Source organism: Mesorhizobium sp. WSM3860, from assembly GCF_002294995.1.
Taxonomy (GTDB): domain Bacteria; phylum Pseudomonadota; class Alphaproteobacteria; order Rhizobiales; family Rhizobiaceae; genus Mesorhizobium.
Genome location: NZ_NSGF01000015.1, coordinates 116,121 through 132,209, shown reverse-complemented (window position 1 = coordinate 132,209; position 16,089 = coordinate 116,121). Strand labels below are relative to the sequence as shown.

At 64.0% G+C, this 16,089-nt stretch carries 18 protein-coding genes and 1 pseudogene; 14 read left to right on the top strand and 5 right to left on the bottom strand.

Annotation, left to right across the window (positions count from 1 at the left end):
- Positions 1 to 85: 85 nt before the first annotated feature.
- The 3 genes from CK220_RS22425 (at position 86) to CK220_RS22415 (ending at position 3,138) form a co-directional block, all read left to right on the top strand.
- Positions 86 to 1,063 (top strand): tripartite tricarboxylate transporter substrate-binding protein, encoded by a 978-nt coding sequence (locus CK220_RS22425; RefSeq protein WP_095813616.1) that lies wholly within the window; start codon positions 86 to 88, stop codon positions 1,061 to 1,063.
- Positions 1,064 to 1,157: 94 nt separating this feature from the next.
- Positions 1,158 to 1,619 (top strand): tripartite tricarboxylate transporter TctB family protein, encoded by a 462-nt coding sequence (locus CK220_RS22420; RefSeq protein WP_095813615.1) that lies wholly within the window; start codon positions 1,158 to 1,160, stop codon positions 1,617 to 1,619.
- A 10-nt stretch (positions 1,620 to 1,629) separates the two neighbouring features.
- Positions 1,630 to 3,138, top strand: a complete 1,509-nt coding sequence (locus CK220_RS22415) for a tripartite tricarboxylate transporter permease (protein WP_095813614.1) — start codon at positions 1,630 to 1,632, stop codon at positions 3,136 to 3,138.
- 63 nt (positions 3,139 to 3,201) lie between these two features.
- On the opposite strand, the gene nth is transcribed toward CK220_RS22415, so the two are convergent.
- The gene (gene nth, locus CK220_RS22410) at positions 3,202 to 4,035 is read right to left on the bottom strand and encodes an endonuclease III (protein WP_095813613.1); all 834 of its coding nucleotides are present in this window, start codon (positions 4,033 to 4,035) and stop codon (positions 3,202 to 3,204) included.
- Between the two features lie 22 nt (positions 4,036 to 4,057).
- Here nth and CK220_RS22405 point away from each other — a divergent pair, with 22 nt between their 5' ends.
- From CK220_RS22405 to CK220_RS22365, 9 genes and pseudogenes are all read left to right on the top strand, one after another.
- Positions 4,058 to 4,552, top strand: a complete 495-nt coding sequence (locus tag CK220_RS22405) for a DUF2244 domain-containing protein (protein ID WP_095813612.1) — start codon at positions 4,058 to 4,060, stop codon at positions 4,550 to 4,552.
- 209 nt (positions 4,553 to 4,761) lie between these two features.
- Complete coding sequence (locus tag CK220_RS22400) at positions 4,762 to 5,664, top strand: methylated-DNA--[protein]-cysteine S-methyltransferase (RefSeq protein ID WP_176479161.1); 903 nt, start codon at positions 4,762 to 4,764, stop codon at positions 5,662 to 5,664.
- A 230-nt stretch (positions 5,665 to 5,894) separates the two neighbouring features.
- Entirely contained in the window at positions 5,895 to 6,365 is a 471-nt protein-coding gene (locus CK220_RS22395; RefSeq protein WP_095813611.1) for a hypothetical protein, read from the top strand.
- A 23-nt stretch (positions 6,366 to 6,388) separates the two neighbouring features.
- Positions 6,389 to 6,781 carry a hypothetical protein gene (locus CK220_RS22390; RefSeq protein ID WP_245429347.1) on the top strand — a complete coding sequence of 131 codons (393 nt, stop codon included), beginning with the start codon at positions 6,389 to 6,391 and terminating at the stop codon, positions 6,779 to 6,781.
- Positions 6,748 to 7,265: pseudogene (locus tag CK220_RS22385) on the top strand (hypothetical protein). Before CK220_RS22390 ends, CK220_RS22385 begins: the two are co-directional and overlap by 34 nt.
- Positions 7,240 to 7,722, top strand: coding sequence for a hypothetical protein (locus tag CK220_RS22380; protein ID WP_095813609.1), 483 nt, complete (start codon positions 7,240 to 7,242; stop codon positions 7,720 to 7,722). The pseudogene CK220_RS22385 and the gene CK220_RS22380 overlap by 26 nt, the downstream one beginning before the upstream one ends.
- Positions 7,723 to 7,876: 154 nt before the next feature.
- Positions 7,877 to 8,779 carry a ribokinase gene (locus CK220_RS22375; RefSeq protein ID WP_095813641.1) on the top strand — a complete coding sequence of 301 codons (903 nt, stop codon included), beginning with the start codon at positions 7,877 to 7,879 and terminating at the stop codon, positions 8,777 to 8,779.
- 5 nt (positions 8,780 to 8,784) lie between these two features.
- On the top strand, positions 8,785 to 10,236 hold the full coding sequence (locus CK220_RS22370; RefSeq protein WP_095813608.1) for an amidase: 1,452 nt from the start codon (positions 8,785 to 8,787) through the stop codon (positions 10,234 to 10,236).
- 93 nt (positions 10,237 to 10,329) lie between these two features.
- Positions 10,330 to 10,944 (top strand): LysE family translocator, encoded by a 615-nt coding sequence (locus CK220_RS22365; protein ID WP_095813607.1) that lies wholly within the window; start codon positions 10,330 to 10,332, stop codon positions 10,942 to 10,944.
- A 166-nt stretch (positions 10,945 to 11,110) separates the two neighbouring features.
- On the opposite strand, the gene CK220_RS22360 is transcribed toward CK220_RS22365, so the two are convergent.
- Positions 11,111 to 12,052 carry a nucleoside hydrolase gene (locus CK220_RS22360; protein WP_095813606.1) on the bottom strand — a complete coding sequence of 314 codons (942 nt, stop codon included), beginning with the start codon at positions 12,050 to 12,052 and terminating at the stop codon, positions 11,111 to 11,113.
- A 140-nt stretch (positions 12,053 to 12,192) separates the two neighbouring features.
- Between CK220_RS22360 and CK220_RS22355 the strand changes: the two genes are divergently transcribed.
- Entirely contained in the window at positions 12,193 to 12,618 is a 426-nt protein-coding gene (locus tag CK220_RS22355; protein ID WP_067004038.1) for an Hsp20 family protein, read from the top strand.
- A 64-nt stretch (positions 12,619 to 12,682) separates the two neighbouring features.
- The gene (locus tag CK220_RS22350; RefSeq protein ID WP_095813605.1) at positions 12,683 to 12,940 is read left to right on the top strand and encodes a DUF1150 family protein; all 258 of its coding nucleotides are present in this window, start codon (positions 12,683 to 12,685) and stop codon (positions 12,938 to 12,940) included.
- Positions 12,941 to 13,035: 95 nt separating this feature from the next.
- Here CK220_RS22350 and ptsN read toward each other — a convergent pair whose 3' ends face one another.
- The 3 genes from ptsN to rpoN all read right to left on the bottom strand — a co-directional run bounded on the left by ptsN (position 13,036) and on the right by rpoN (position 15,987).
- On the bottom strand, positions 13,036 to 13,500 hold the full coding sequence (gene ptsN / locus CK220_RS22345; protein ID WP_042641064.1) for a PTS IIA-like nitrogen regulatory protein PtsN: 465 nt from the start codon (positions 13,498 to 13,500) through the stop codon (positions 13,036 to 13,038).
- Positions 13,501 to 13,560: 60 nt separating this feature from the next.
- Positions 13,561 to 14,145 carry a ribosome-associated translation inhibitor RaiA gene (raiA, locus tag CK220_RS22340; RefSeq protein ID WP_095813604.1) on the bottom strand — a complete coding sequence of 195 codons (585 nt, stop codon included), beginning with the start codon at positions 14,143 to 14,145 and terminating at the stop codon, positions 13,561 to 13,563.
- A gap of 312 nt (positions 14,146 to 14,457) precedes the next feature.
- Positions 14,458 to 15,987, bottom strand: a complete 1,530-nt coding sequence (rpoN, locus tag CK220_RS22335; RefSeq protein ID WP_095813603.1) for an RNA polymerase factor sigma-54 — start codon at positions 15,985 to 15,987, stop codon at positions 14,458 to 14,460.
- Positions 15,988 to 16,089 lie beyond the last annotated feature (102 nt).

The following is a 16,089-nucleotide window of genomic DNA, read 5'->3' as shown; positions in this document are numbered from 1 at the left end:
GCACTAATTGTTATTCTATCCACAGCCGTCGGCGAGAGGAATTTCGCGCAGTGGCTGGAGATTCATACTCTGGGAGGAAGTCACAATGAGAAAATTTGTCGCCGCTCTGGCTGCCGCAGCGGCCGTCACGCTTTATCCGTTCGCCGCGGGCGCGCAGACCTATCCGGAACGTACCATCACCGTTGTGGTGCCGTTTGCGGCCGGCGGCCCGACCGACACGGTCACACGCCTGATCGCCGAAGCCATGTCGAAGGATCTCGGCCAGCAGGTCATTGTCGAGAATGTCGGCGGTGCCGGCGGCACGCTGGGCGCGGGCCGCGTCGCGAAGGCTGACCCGGACGGTTATACGCTGCTCCTCCACCACATCGGCATGGCGACCAGCGCGACGCTTTACAGAAAGCTTGCATACGACACGCTCAACGCCTTCGAATATATCGGCCTCGTCACCGAGGTGCCAATGACCGTCGTCGGCCGCAAGGACCTTGAGCCGACCGATCTGAAGGGACTGGTCGAGTACGCCAAGGCCAACAAGGATACGATCACCGTCGCCAATGCCGGGATCGGTGCGGCCTCGCATTTGTGCGGCATGCTGTTCATGAGCGCCATCGGTACGCCGCTGGTCACCGTGCCCTACAAGGGCACCGGCCCGGCCATGACCGATCTTCTTGGCGGCCAGGTCGACATCATGTGCGACCAGACGACCAACACCACCAAGCAGATCCAGGGCGGCACGATCAAGGCCTATGCCGTCACCTCGCCGGAACGCCTCGATGTGCTGCCGGACGTTCCGACGACGACGGAAGGCGGCCTTCCCGAGGTGCAGGTCAGCATCTGGCACGGCCTCTACGCACCAAAGGGTACGCCGGCCGAGATCACCGAACGCCTGTCGAAATCGCTGCAGGTCGCGCTGAAGGACCAGAACGTCGCCGCCCGCTTCGCCGAACTCGGCACCAAGCCGTCACCCGAAGCCGACGCGACACCGGCGGCGCTGAAGGCCAAGCTGGAAAGCGAGATCGGGCGCTGGAAGCCGATCATCGAAGCCGCCGGCCAGTACGCCGACTGAGGTTTTGGACGGGGCGCCATCAGCGCCCCGTTTTTGCTTCGGCCCCGCTTCTGCATTGAACGGCGCCCCGGGTGCGCACCTGAGAGGAAACGTGATGAAGCCTTTCGCAATCGACACGACCAACGGCATATGCGCCGCGCTGTTCATCGCCTTCGGCGCATTTTTCGCGCTGCAGTCGCTCGGCCTCGAAATCGGCACCGCCTTCCGCATGGGACCGGGCTATTTCCCGCTGGTCCTGGCGATCGTGCTGCTCCTGCTTGGCGTTGTCATCCTCGTCCAGGCAGTGCGCTTCGAGAGCGAGGCGATCGGCCACATTGCGTGGCGCGGCATGCTGCTCATCCTCCCCGCTCCGATCTTCTTCGGCCTGACGGTGCGCGGCCTCGGCTTCATCCCGTCGATCTTCCTGACGGCGCTGGTCGCATCGTTTGCCAGCGCCCGCATGAAACCGCTGACCGCGCTCGTGTTGTCGGCCGGCCTGACGCTGTTTGCCTCACTCGTCTTCAGCTACGCACTCGGCCTGCCGTTCCAGCGCTTTGGCCCGTGGCTGCCATTGTGAGGAGGTGACCTTGGAACTCCTCGCCAACTTGGCGCTCGGCTTTTCGACGGCGACATCGCTGACAAATCTCGGTTTCTGTCTGATCGGCGTCCTTCTCGGCACGCTGATCGGCGTCCTGCCCGGCATCGGCGCCACCGCAACCATCGCCATGCTCTTGCCGATTACGTTCCAGATAGGCGACCCGGTTTCCTCTCTCATCATGCTCGCCGGCATCTATTACGGCGCGCAATATGGCGGCTCCACCACCGCCATTCTCATCAATATGCCCGGCGAATCCTCGTCAGCCGTCACCGCAATCGACGGCTATCAGATGGCCAAGAACGGCCGCGCCGGAGCGGCACTCGCGATCGCGGCGATAGGCTCGTTCTTTGCCGGCACGGTGTCGACCTTCCTGGTCGCCATCTTTGCTCCGCCGCTGACGGCGATGGCGCTAGAATTCGGCGCGGCCGAGTATTTTTCGCTGATGATCGTCGGCCTCGTCTCGTCCATCGCGCTCGCCCACGGCTCGATAGTCAAGGCGCTGGCCATGGTTGTGCTCGGCCTGCTGCTCGGCATTGTCGGCACCGACATCTATACCGGCACGCCGCGCTTCACGCTCGGCATCACCCAATATGCCGACGGGCTGAATTTCGTCGCGGTGGCGGTCGGCGTCTTCGGCGTCGCCGAGATCCTGCGCAACCTCGAGAACGAGCACGAGCGCTCCGTGCTGATCCGAAGAGTCTCCGGCCTCATGCCCACCCGCGAGGATTTTCGGCGCATGGCCGCGCCCATCGTGCGCGGAACGATCATTGGTTCGGCGCTCGGCATCCTGCCGGGAGGCGGCGCGATCCTTGCAGCCTTTGCCTCCTACACGGTCGAAAAGCGCGTATCGAAAAACCCGGGGCAATTCGGCAAGGGCGCCATCGAAGGCGTCGCTGGGCCGGAATCGGCCAACAATGCCGGCGCGCAGACCTCCTTCATCCCCATGCTGACGCTTGGCATTCCGGCCAATCCGGTAATGGCGCTGATGATCGGCGCGATGATCATCCAGGGCATCGTGCCCGGCCCCAATGTCGCGACCGAACAGCCGGAGCTGTTTTGGGGCATCATCGCCTCAATGTGGATCGGCAACCTGATGCTGATCGTCCTCAACCTGCCGCTGATAGGGCTTTGGGTGAAGCTCCTTACGATCCCCTACTACGTGCTGTTCCCGATCATCATGGCGTTCTGCTCGATCGGCGTCTACAGCGTCAACACCAATGTTTACGACCTCTACGCCGTCGCCTTCTTTGGCTTGCTCGGCTACCTCCTGACCAAGCTGCGCTGCGAACCCGCGCCACTGCTGCTCGGCTTCGTGCTCGGCCCGTTGCTTGAGGAAAACTTGCGTCGCGCCATGATTCTGTCGCGCGGCGACCCGAGCACCTTCGTGACGAGACCGATCAGCGCCAGCCTGCTCTTCATCGCGCTCGCCGTGCTCGTCATAGTCTTCCTGCCCGCCGTCAAGAAGAAGCGTGAAGAAGTGTTTGTGGAGGAGAATTAAGTCATTGAATTCAGTAGCAATTTTTCAATTTGGCGTTTTGGCCGCAGGCGCCATCGGCTGGCACTATCCGCTACACTCTGACGAGCTAACACCAATCGATCGGTCCTCAGTTTCGTCGAGCGGCGCGAGCTCGATAAGCGGCGCCGGCAGGTCGGTGGTCTTTTCCTTCGACTTGCAGATGTCGGCGATCACACAGGCCGGGCAGTCCGGCTTGCGCGCCTTGCAGACATAGCGGCCATGCAGGATCAGCCAGTGATGGGCGTGCCGCATGTATTCGGCGGGGATAACCTTCAGCAGCCCCTGCTCGACCTGTTCCGGCGTTTTGCCGGGCGCCAACCCAATCCGATTGCCGATCCGGAAGATATGCGTGTCCACCGCCATCGTGTGCTGGCCGAAGGCAACGTTGAGCACGACATTGGCGGTCTTGCGTCCCACGCCCGGCAGCTTGACCAGCTCGTCCCGATCTTCCGGCACCTTGCCGGCATGGTCGTCGATCAGCGCCTTCGAGAGCGCGATCACGTTCTTGGCCTTGTTGCGCCACAGCCCGATGGTGCGGATGTAGTCGCCGACCTTGGCCTCGCCGAGCACCAGCATCTTCTGCGGTGTATTGGCCACCGAAAACAGCGGCTTCGTCGCCTTGTTGACGCCGGCATCGGTCGCCTGCGCCGACAGCACGACGGCGATCAGCAGCGTGAAGGGATTGACATAGTCGAGCTCGCCCTTCGGCTCGGGCCGCTGCACGGAAAAACGCCGGAAAATCTCATGCACCTCGGCGGGCGTGTAGAGCGAGCGCAGCCCGCCCTTCCGGGACGGCGTCTTTGCTTTCGCACTGCCGCCTGAGGCGGAGGCAGACGGCTTTTTGACGGGGAAGGAGTTTTTGGACTTGGGCGGCGCCATTCCCTTCCTATAATATCTCCCCATGAGCGACACAAACGCCTCGTTCGAAGCCGACAAGCCGTTCTTCCAGGCCCTGCTCACGCCGCATCGCTCCCTCGGTCGGACCGGCTTTCTGATATTGATGGGCGCGCTGATTTTCGGCTGGGCGGGCACAGGCGCGATCTTCCTGAGGCATGGCGCATGGCCGGTTTTCGGTTTCTTCGGGCTGGACGTGGTCGCGGTTTACATCGCCTTCCGCGTCAATTACCGGGCGGCCCGCGCCCGCGAGGAAATATCGGTCTCGCGCACCAGCCTCGACATCCGCAAAACTGCGCCCTCGGGCCACTTCGAGGATCATCGCTTCAACCCGTTCTGGACCCGGTTTTCGATCGCCCGCCATGCCGAGATCGGCATCACCAAAATGGCCGTCGAGGCGCAAGGCGAAAGCGTTTCGATCGGGACTTTCCTGGATCCCGCCTCCCGCGAAAGCTTTGCTGCTGCCTTTTCGCGCGCACTGGCGACCGCCAGGGCGCGTTGAACAGGCACGGCGCTCCGGCGCCTTTGCGTCATCAGCAAGGTCTCCCTTACCCCGGTCAAATCTGTCTGTTCGCCGGCCGTCATCGCCCCTTCGGTTCGAAGCGAGCTCGATCTGGGTAAGGGCCGGAGGAAGGCAAGTTTCGGGTGGTGGCAAAGCGGGGGAAGACCGATATTCGCGGTCGAGCAGATATTGCCATGGGAGATATTGCCATGAACGCCCAGATGACCATGAATACCCGGATGCAACCGTCAGCGATCCTGCAGAACGACATCACGCCCCTTGGCAGCGACTACGAAATCGTGCGCCGCGCCATCGAGAAGATCAGCCTCGACTATCGCGACCAGCCCTCGCTGGAGGTTCTGGCCGAGGCGGTCGGCGAGACGCCGACGGGCCTGCAGAAACTGTTCACGCGCTGGGCCGGCCTGTCGCCCAAGGCCTTCCTGCAGGCGGTAACCCTCGACCATGCGCGCAGGCTGCTCGATTCCGGTATGCCGCTGCTGGAAACCTCGTTCGAGCTCGGCATGTCGGGCCCCGGCCGGCTGCACGACCTTTTCGTCACCCATGAGGCGATGTCGCCCGGCGACTACAAGACCCGCGGCGCCGGCCTCACCATCCGTTACGGCTACCATATCTCGCCGTTCGGCATCGCCCTGATCATGGTCACCGACCGCGGCCTTGCCGGCCTCGCCTTCTGCGACGCCGGCGGCGAGCGGGCTGCCTTCGCCGACATGTCCGGCCGCTGGCCGAACGCTTCCTATGTCGAGGATATGTCGGCCACCCAGCCCTATGCGGCGCGCGTCTTCGATCCGACAAAATGGCGCGCCGACCAGCCGCTGCGCGTGGTGATGATCGGCACCGATTTCCAGTTGCGCGTCTGGGAGGCGCTGCTGCGCATCCCGATGGGCAGGGCCTGCACCTATTCCTCGATCGCGGCGAGCATCGGCGCGCCGAGCGCCAGCCGGGCCGTGGGTGCGGCAGTGGGCGCCAACCCGATGTCCTTCGTGGTGCCCTGCCATCGCGCGCTGGGCAAGTCCGGCGCGCTCACCGGCTATCACTGGGGCCTGACGCGCAAGCGTGCCATCCTCGGCTGGGAAGCGGGCCAGGTGGCCTGAAACCTCGATTTTTCGCGAGACGGTTGCGAAAAACCGTTGATCTCAGTATTAATAAGTATAATCGAAACAAAAATCGTAGACTACCGTAGCAATACAACCGGAGACAACCGATGGTTTCGCCGGTTGTATTGAAAGTTGCTTGATCTCATAATTCCAGGTAACGCTAAATTAACCAAGATAAAGAGATGATACCCCTAAGTTGGGCCATTCGGCTCGAAAGAGGGGTCTCGATGAAATTCCTGCGCGCCGCAATGGCCGCCGGCCTGCTGGCCGCCTGCACTGGTCAGACGGCATCGGCCGCCACCGGAAATGTGCTGTTCAACGGCACCATTACCGCCACCTGCACGCTGACGGTCAACGCCAACGGCACCATGACCGTCAGCAGCAACCTGCAATCGCTGAGCTCCCACAATGCCGGCGGCGCGGCTGGCAGCGTCCAGGTCGACACCACGGGCGGCGTTTCGTTGAGCGTCGATCCGGTGACCGTCACCACCGTGCCGGCGAGCGATGTCACAGCCACCACCTGGACACCGACTTTCGCCACTTCCGGCGCGCAGACGATTGCCGAAACCGGCACGGCAACGGCGCTCACCGTGCCCGGCACGTCGACGGCCGCAATCAACCTTACCGGCACCAAGAGCGGCACCAACCGCTTTTCGGCCGGCGGCTACCAGGCGACCGTTACGGTGCGCTGCGAATAAGTCCCTCGCGAATGGAGCGGTCGGTGACAAAGCTTTGGATCTTCATAGCGGCGTTGGCAGCAACCCTTGCCCCCAATGCCGCGACGGCGCAGTCGATGACGCCGATGCGCGGCGAGGTGAGAGCCTTCGCCGATGCCTTCGCCGTCAGGGTCTTCCCGGGCAACCCTTACGACCGGCGCATCCGGGTCGAGGTCCATGTCTACGACCAGGATTTTCGGCCCGTCGATGCACAAATCACCCCAAAGGCCTTCCTGCTGGCCGGGCAAGCGTCGCGTCCAGTCCTCGTGGTCGTCCCGTTCGACGGCGCGACCGATCGCAAAGTGCGTATCTGTACCGAGAGTATCCCCTTTCCGGGCGAGCAGACGCAGATAAGGGCGCAGATATGCGGAAAGTTCTTCGGACATCGCAGGTTCTGACCCTCTCCCTGCTGCCCGCCTTGGCGGTCGTAAGTCAGGGGTTTGCCGAGGACATCCTGAACCTGAACCAGAACCAGACGGGCTTCACCTTGCCCGGCGTCACTTTGCCGCAGGGCCAGGACGAGGTTCATGCCAGCGACGGCACGACCTGCCGCTCGGCCGTTTCAGGCAGCGGCGCCTATCTGGATGTCGGCGTGATACGGGGCAACAGCAGCAGCCAGTCGAACGGCGACGTGGCCACCTACGGCCGTGTCGTCGTCCCGATAGGCCGTACGCCCAAGCGTCTGGACTGCAGCCGCCTGTATGAGCCCGAGTCGAGCGCCTGCAAATGGAGTTGCGGCTTCTGAAGATGGGGCTGTCCCCGGACGGCCAGACAGGCAGCGTAGCCGCTGCGGCCCCATCCGGCGCGTCGCCCGCATGGACCAATGAGGGCTGGAGCATCAGAGGCGGAACCGACGGTGTCAGAAAAAAGAAGAAGAACTAGCCGCCCGCTGCTTGCCGCTGCCGCGCTCGCCGCTTTCGCCCTGCCCGCGCAAGCCGCAGTCATCGGCACCTGCACCATCATGATCGCCAGTTCGGGGACGATGACGGCGAATCCGGCGATCAACACATTCGGCTCCAAGCAGGCAGGCGGATCGAGCGCCACCGCCACCGTCACCGCAAGCTCGCTGCTCTGCACCTTGCTCAACCTGCTCGACTGCTTTTCCGTCTCGGCACCGGCGCCGATCGCCTTCACGACCGCGCCGAGCGGCGGCGACACCAATGTCACCTTTACCTCCGTGTTCCGCCTCGACGGATCGGCGCTCGATATTCCCGGCAGTTCGCCGCAGCGCGTCACCAACGGAACCCACTCCGTCCAGATCGATCTCACAGCGACGAAATCGCCCGGCATCTTCCCGGCGGGCAGTTACCAGGGCATTGTCACCCTGCGCTGCGAATGATGCTGTGGGCCAGCGGCACGCATTATGCGGCATGATCTGGCAACCGGCCCTCTTTGCGGCTAGCCTCGCGGGCAACCAATTGCGTAAAAGCAAGGAGTTGGGGCGCGCATCGGGCTTCGATCGAAGGCTCGCCCGCTCCGGCAGGAGGCGTTTCTTGATCATCATCATCGGCTCGATCAACCTCGACCTGATCGCCAATGTCGACCGTTTGCCTGAACCCGGCGAGACGGTCCGCGGCTCCGGCTTTGCCACCGCTCCCGGCGGCAAAGGCGCCAACCAGGCGCTGGCCGCCGCCCGCGCCGGCGCTGAGGTGCGCATGGTCGGCGCCGTCGGCAAGGACAGTTTTGCCGCCGAAGCGCTGGCGCTGCTGAAGGCCGGCGGCGTCGATCTTTCCGGCGTCGGCGAGAGCTTCGCCTCCACCGGCACAGCGCTCATCCTGGTCGGCGCCGACGGCGAGAATGTGATCGCCGTCGTGCCGGGCGCGAACGATTCGGTACTGCCCGGCGACATCGCCAAGGCGTATCTGAAAAAGGGCGATGTCGTGCTTTTGCAGCACGAGATCCCGCTGCCGACGGTCGAAGCGGCGCTGGATGCAGCCCGCGCGGCGGGGGCCGTCAGCGTGCTCAACACCGCGCCTTTCCGCCCCGAGGCTGCAGGCTTTCTCGGCAAGGCCGACTACGCCGTCGCCAACGAGACCGAGTTCGACCTCTATGGCGAGGCGCTGGCGCTCACCGGCCGCGACCGGCAGGCGCGGATGCGCGACTATTCCCAAAAGACAGGCCGCGCCATCGTCGTGACGCTCGGCGGTGACGGCGTCCTGGCCGCCACTCCCGACCATTTCCTCACCGTCCCGGCACTGAAAATAACCCCGGTCGACACGGTCGGCGCGGGCGACACCTTTTGCGGCTACTTCGGCGCCGGCCTGTCGTCCGGCCTTTCGCTCGAACAGGCGCTCACGCGCGCCGCGGCGGCAGGCTCGCTCGCTTGCCTGAAGCCGGGCGCGCAGCCGGCGGTTCCGCTGGCGAAGGACGTCGACGCGGCCTTGTCCGCGCGGTGACGGCGATGCGTCCGTCGACGAAACATGCCGTGCCGCCGGCCGGCGACATCTGCCGCTTGTCCGCGATCGATCTTGCTGAAGACATCCGGCAACGCCATCTCTCGGTGCGCGAAGTCGTCAGCGCCTTTCTCGACCGCATCGATGCTGTGAACCCGCTGGTGAATGCCATCGTGTCGCTGCGCGAGCGCGCCGATATCCTGGCGGAAGCCGACAGGGCCGACGCCCATCTGGCCCGGGGCGGCGCGGCCGGATCGCTGTTCGGCCTGCCGATCGCCATCAAGGACCTGGCCCTGACCAAGGGCTTAAGAACAACCTTCGGCTCGCCGATCTTCGCCGATTTCGTCCCCCAAGAGGACGACTTCTTCGTCGAGCGCCTGCGCAAGGCCGGCGCCATCATCATCGGCAAGACCAATGTTCCGGAATTCGGGCTGGGCTCCAACACCTACAATCCGGTCTTCGGTCCGACGCTCAATGCCTTCGATCCGGCGCTCACTGCCGGCGGCTCGAGCGGCGGCGCGGCGGTGGCGCTGGCGCTCGACATGGTGCCGGTCGCCGACGGCAGCGATTTCGGCGGCTCGCTGCGCAATCCGGCGGCCTACAACAACGTCTATGGCTTCCGCCCATCGCAAGGGCTGGTGCCGGCCGGCCCCGACATCGATATCTTCCACGCCCAGATGGGCGTCGAAGGGCCGATGGGGCGGAATGTACGCGACATCGCGCTGCTGCTCGACGAGCAGGCCGGCTATCATCCGCGGGCGCCATTGTCGCATGATAAGCAGTCTTCCTTTCTGGACGGTCTGCGCACGAAAGCCACCGGCGGCCGCGTCGCCTGGCTCGGCGATCTCGGCGGCCACCTGCCGATGGAACCCGGGATCATCGATCTGTGCGAGGCCGCCCTTACCCGCTTTGCCGAGGCATCCTTCGTCAGCGAAGCGCTGGTGCCCGACGTCGACTTCGAGGCGCTCTGGCAGGCCTTCGTGACGTTGCGCCAGGCAAGCAGCGGCTGCGGGCTGAAGACGCACTATGACGATCCGGAAAAACGCAGGCTGCTGAAGCCGGAAGCGGTTTGGGAAGTCGAGCAGGCGATGCGCCTTACCGCACCCCAGGTCCACGCCGCCTCAGTCCGGCGTTCCTCGTGGCACCGCACGCTGCTGTCGCTGTTCGAGCGCTTCGACCTGATCGTCCTGCCGACCGCCCAGGTCTTCCCCTTTGAGGTCTCGACGCATTGGCCGCGCGAGGTCGCCGCGCGCGCGATGGACAGCTATCATCGCTGGATGCAGGTCTCCGCCTTTGCCACGCTCGGCGGCTGTCCGGCGCTCAACGTGCCGGTCGGCTTCGACGGCAAGGGCCGGCCGATGGGTATGCAGTTGATTGGCCGGCCGCGTGGCGACCTTGCCGTACTCGGGGCCGGCGCCGCCTATGAGGCGACGCTGCCCTGGCCGGCGGGCGCTACGTGACGGGCTGCACCGGCTGGCGCGCTTGCGCCGGCGCCAACTCCGTGCATTGATCGCGCTCCGCGCGTGTCGGCGCGATCCTGTTCGAGGGAAAACATGTCGCTGGAACTCTACGCCGCCTATGTCGTCGCCTGCATCGTCATCGTCCTGGTGCCCGGGCCGACGGTCACGCTGATCATCGCCAACAGCATCCGCCATGGCTCGCGCGCCGGGCTGGCCAATGTCGCCGGCACCCAGGCCGGGCTCGCCATCATGATCGCCATCGTCGGCATCGGCCTCAACACGCTGATCGCCGGCATGGGTCACTGGTTCGAATGGGTGCGGCTGATAGGTGCGGCTTACCTCATCTGGATGGGTGTGCAGATGCTCCGCGCCAAGGGAGCCCAGAACCCGGATGGATCGGCCAAAAAACCGCGCGGCGGCTTTTTCCTGCAGGGTTTCCTGGTAGCGATTTCCAATCCGAAGACGCTCGTCTTCTTCGGCGCCTTCTTCCCGCAGTTCATCGCGCCACAGGGCAATTACACGCTGCAGATCGTGGTCATGGGCCTGACCGCGATGGTGTTCGCCGCCATGTCAGACTCGACCTACGCGCTTGCTGCCGGCCGCGCCGGGCGGCTGCTGTCGGCCAGCCGCGTTAAACTGATGTCGCGGATCAGCGGCAGCTTCCTGGTCGGCGGCGGCCTGTGGCTGGCGTTTTCGAAGGCAAAGTAGCGCCAGGCCTCCCCTTCTCCCCCTGTGGGAGAAGGTGGCCGAGCGAAGCTCGGTCGGATGAGGGGTGTTCCAGGGAACACCATCGCCTCACTCCGTCCAACACCCCTCATCCGTCTCGGCGCTTCGCGCCGATCCACCTTCCCCCACAAGGGGGGAAGGACAGGCATTACAGCCGCCCCAGCCTTTCCACCAGCAGCGCGAAGAAGCCGTCATGGTCGATGTCGCGCATCACTGTGGCGTTCTTCTCCCGCTTGGTGACGCCCCACCAGTCGATCACTGTCATGCCCATGGTGAGCTCGGAGGCCGTCTCGACGCTGACATTGCAGTAACGACCCTTGAACAGTTCCGGCTTGATGAGATAGGCGATGACGCAAGGATCGTGCAGCGGCCCGCCGTCGGTGCCGTATTTCTCCTCGTCGAAGCGCTCGAAAAATTCCAGCATCTCGGCGGTGGCCGTGCCGACCTTGGTGCCCAGTTCGCGGAAGGCCTTCACGCGCTTGGCTGTCGTCAGCGCCTTGTGGGTGACGTCGAGCGGCATCATCACGATCGGAATGCCGGATTTGAACACCACGTCGGCCGCGTGCGGATCGACATAGATGTTGAACTCCGCCGCCGGCGTGACGTTGCCTCCCTCGAAGAAGCCGCCGCCCATCAGCACGATTTCCTTGATGCGCGACGCGATCCGCGGCTCGCGGATCAGCGCCAGCGCGATGTTGGTGAGCGGCCCGAGCGGGCAGAGCGTGATCGTGCCCGCCTCCTCGCGCATCAGCGTCTCGACGATGAAATCGACCGCATATTGCTCCTGCAGCGGCATGGTCGGTTCGGGCAGCTGGGGTCCATTGAGGCCGGTCTTGCCATGCACTTCCTCCGCGGTGACGAGCTCGCGCGCCAGCGGGCGGATGGCGCCGGCATAAACCTTGACGTCGGGCCGGCCGGCGAGCTCGCAGATCTTGCGGGCATTCTTCTCGGTGAGCTTCAGCGGCACGTTGCCGGCAACGGCGGTGATGCCGACGACCTCCAGCTCGGCGCTGCCGAGCGCCAGCAATATGGCGACGGCATCGTCCTGGCCGGGATCCGTGTCGATGATGATCTTTCGTGACTTGGGCATTTCAATTCCTTTGGGGAGTCTTTTTGGGCGGGGTTTTGACGGCTTGAACTTGATCGCGCGGCGGACCATATCAAGACCATCGGGAAAAATGCCATCCGGGTTTTTCCGGTTTGTGTCGCTCTTAAGAGGACAGTGTAACAATGAGTCGAATGACGCCCTTCTCCAGCCCGCTTCTTCTGGGTTTCGACGCCATGGAAAAGACGCTCGAACGTCTGGCGAAGTCGGGCGACAGCTACCCTCCGTACAATATCGAGCGTCTGGGCGCCTCGGACGGCAAGGCCGAAAGGCTGCGCATCACGCTTGCCGTGGCGGGTTTCGCAGAGAACGACCTCGATGTGACCACCGAGGAAAACCAGCTGATCGTGCGCGGCCGTCAGACCGACGACACCGAGCGCGAGTTCCTCCACCGCGGCATCGCCGCACGCCAGTTCCAGCGCTGCTTCGTGCTGGCCGACGGCATGCGGGTGGTCGGCGCGGAATTGAAGAATGGCCTTTTGTCGATCGATCTCGACCGTCCGGAGGCCGAGCGGCTGGTACGGAAAATAAACATATCGGTGAAAGACTGATCTTTGCCGATGGCTCTAATGCGGGACGGCCGGCAGCGGCGTCCTTGCGCCAAGGAGGCTTGAAATGACCACAATTGACGAAACCCTGACCATGACCAGCGGCGAATTCGCCCATCTCGGCGAAGGTTCGGTCGCATATCTGAGGAAAGTATCGAGCGACGATTTGCGCGGCCGCTTCCCTGGCCTCGGTGAAATCGCGCCCGGCCTGGAACTGTGGGCGCTGTTTGCCGCCAACGGTCAGCCGATCCTGCTTTCCGATGCCCGTGACCGGGCCCTGGCGGGTGCGCTGGAGAACGATCTGACCACGGTCGCCATTCACTGACCCCGGGTCGTTGCCTGAATTGGAAAGGGCCGCTCCCGGCGGCCCCTAGAGTTGATCCCAAAAACCTATCCAAAAAAGCCAGCTTCACCCAAACTTCAGGCCGCGTGCGAGGCCTGGGTATCCGACAGCAGAGCGTGGATCGCCACTGCGTCGCGCGTCCCCCTGATCTTGGCCACCGTATCGGCGTCGCGCAGCACGCGCGCGATGCGCGACAGCGCCTTGAGATGATCGGCGCCGGCGCCTTCGGGCGCAAGCAGCAGAAACACCAGGTCGACCGGCTGGTCGTCGAGCGCCTCGAAATCGACCGGCGTCTCCAGCCGGGCGAACACGCCCGCGATCCGCTTGACCCCTGCGAGCTTGCCATGCGGAATGGCGATCCCGTTGCCGACGCCGGTGGAGCCCAGCCGCTCGCGTTGCAGGATGGTGTCGAACACTTCCCGCTCCGGAATGCCGGAAATCGCCGCCGCCCTCTCCGATAGCAATTGCAGAAGCTGTTTTTTGGAATTCGCCTTCAACGCCGGCATGATAGCCGGGACGCTGATGAGATCGCTGAGATCCATGCTTGAAAAATCCCTTGCTCGCCTACCGCGCCGGTCGTCCCCCTCGCGCGGCCGGCTTTCTTAACCCTGCGCGACTTTGGTCGTCGACGGATCGATCCAGCCGATGTTTCCATCCGGCCGGCGGTAGACGATATTGACATGGTCGTTTCCGGCGTTGCGGAAGACGAAAACCGGGCTGTCCTTGGTATCGAGCTCGATGACGGCAGACGCCACCGACATGGTGCGAAGCGTCACGGTTGATTCGGCGACGATGGCCGGAGCGAAATTCTCCGGGATTTCCTCTTCGTCGTCGGCGAGCGGCTCCATCACGGCGTAGGCGATGTCGGTGGATTCGCCGTTGCCGTTGCTGGAATTGTGCGACTTCAGCCGGCGCTTGTAGCGCCTGAGCCGCGTCTCGAGGCGATCGGCGGCCGCCTCGAAGGCTAGCGTGGGATCCTGGGCGTCCCCGGTCGCTTGCAGCGAGGCGCCGGAATCGAGACGGATCATGCAATCGGCCGAGAAGCGCGATCCCGCTTTGATGACCGTTACATGTCCTGAAAAACCCCGATCGAAATATTTTTCAATCGCTTCGTTGACACGAGCGTTGATGCGCGTACGGAACGCATCGCCGATGTCCATGTGTTTTCCCGAAATGCGCAGATTCATCTGAAAACTGACCTTCCTTGCTCAGGCTTCAAACTGTCCCGAGTTTATACCCGTGGTGCGCGCGCACAAGCTTTGCGGCGGCACGCGCGCCGATTTTAGACCCGAACTTTCCGGTTGATCACAAGTCGCCTTCTGGCCGTCCGAGGCCTTCGCTTTGACGGAGCCATTCGCGAGCGGGCATCACGGCCCGGCTCATGCGGGCGGGCTTCTAGACACTTCATTGCAGCTTGTCAATGAAACACCAAAACTGTGAAAATTCGCCATTCCTCAGCCCGGACCAAACTAGGTCAGGCCGGATGAATATCAACTGCCCTATCGCCCGGCGTTGGCCAACGCCCGCTTCTCCCGGCGCCGCTGCACCGATGAAGGAATGTTCATGCCCTCCCGGTATTTGGCGACCGTGCGGCGGGCGATGTCGACGCCGCTTTCCCGCAGCATGTCGACGATGGTGTCGTCGGAAAGCACGTCGGCGGGCTTTTCCTCGTCGATCAGCTGCTTGATGCGGTCGCGCACCGCTTCCGAGGAATGCGCTTCGCCGCCTTCCGCCGAGGCGATCGAAGCGGTGAAGAAATAGCGCAGCTCGAACACGCCGCGCGGCGTCAGCATGTATTTGTTGGCGGTGACGCGGCTCACTGTCGATTCATGCATGCCGATCGCGTCGGCCACCGTGCGCAGATTGAGCGGTTTGAGATGCCGCACGCCATGGACAAGGAATGCGTCCTGCTGGCGCACGATTTCCGAGGCCACTTTCAGGATCGTCTTCGCCCGCTGGTCGAGGCTGCGCGTCAGCCAGTTGGCGTTCTGCAGGCATTCGGCCAGAAACTCCTTTTCCGCCTGGTCCTTGGCATGGCCGGAAACCCGGGCGAAATAGACATGATCGACCAACACGCGCGGCAGCGTGTCGGCGTTAAGCTCCACCGCCCAGCTGCCGTCGGCGGCGGCCCGCACCTCGACGTCGGCCACGATGGCGTCGCTCGCGCCGCCCGAAAACGCGGTGCCGGGGCGCGGATCGAGCGCCCGGATCTCGGCCAGCATGTCGAGAAGGTCTTCCTCGTCGACGCCGCAGATGCGTTTCAGCGTCTGGAAATCTCGCCGCGCCAGAAGTTCGAGATTAGCCACCAGGGCCTTCATCGCCGGATCGAGCCGGTCGCGTGCGGCAAGCTGCAGCGACAGGCATTCGGCGAGATCGCGGGCAAACAGGCCGACCGGCTCGAAGGTCTGGCAGACCGCGAGCGCTCGCGCCACCGCTCCCTTGTTCGCGCCCAGCCGCGCGGCAATCTCTTCCAGATCGGCGCGCAGATAGCCCGCTTCGTCGAGGCTGTCGGCAAGCTCGCCGGCAATCACGCGCTCGGCGGGTTTGGAGAAGGCAAGCGCGATCTGTTCGCCGACATGTTCGCGCAGCGTCACGATGGTCGCGGCCATCTCGCCGACGTCGAAGCCTTCCGACGAAGCGCCGCCGGCGCTGCCCCCGGATGCCGACTTCCACTGCGCGGTGAGATCCGGTCCGAGCTTTTCGCTCGTGCCGGGGTCGTCGGGAAACAGGTTCTCCAGCGAAGAGTCGAGTTTTTCCGAGATCGCCTCGGCGCTCCATTCCGTCTCGCTTTCGAACCAGTCGTCCCCGGCGGCGGGTTCCGGAGCGGTCTCGCTCTTCTGCGGCTGGTCGCCGCCCGCATCGTCCTGCGACTCCGCCCGCTCCAAGAGCGGATTGCGCTCGATTTCCTCGTCGATGAAGCGTTCGAGCTCGACATGGGTGAGCTGCAGCAGCCGGATCGACTGCATCAGCTGGGGCGTCATCACCAGCGACTGGGACTGTCTGAGCTGCAGTTTGGCCGCCAGCGCCATGGTTGGATTCAAACGCCTCGTCTACGCATCGGGCTACCGTTTTCGGTCGGGCATAGAAACTGGCCCGGCTTTTGCTTGTCAAGGCAAACGCTAGCAGAGACG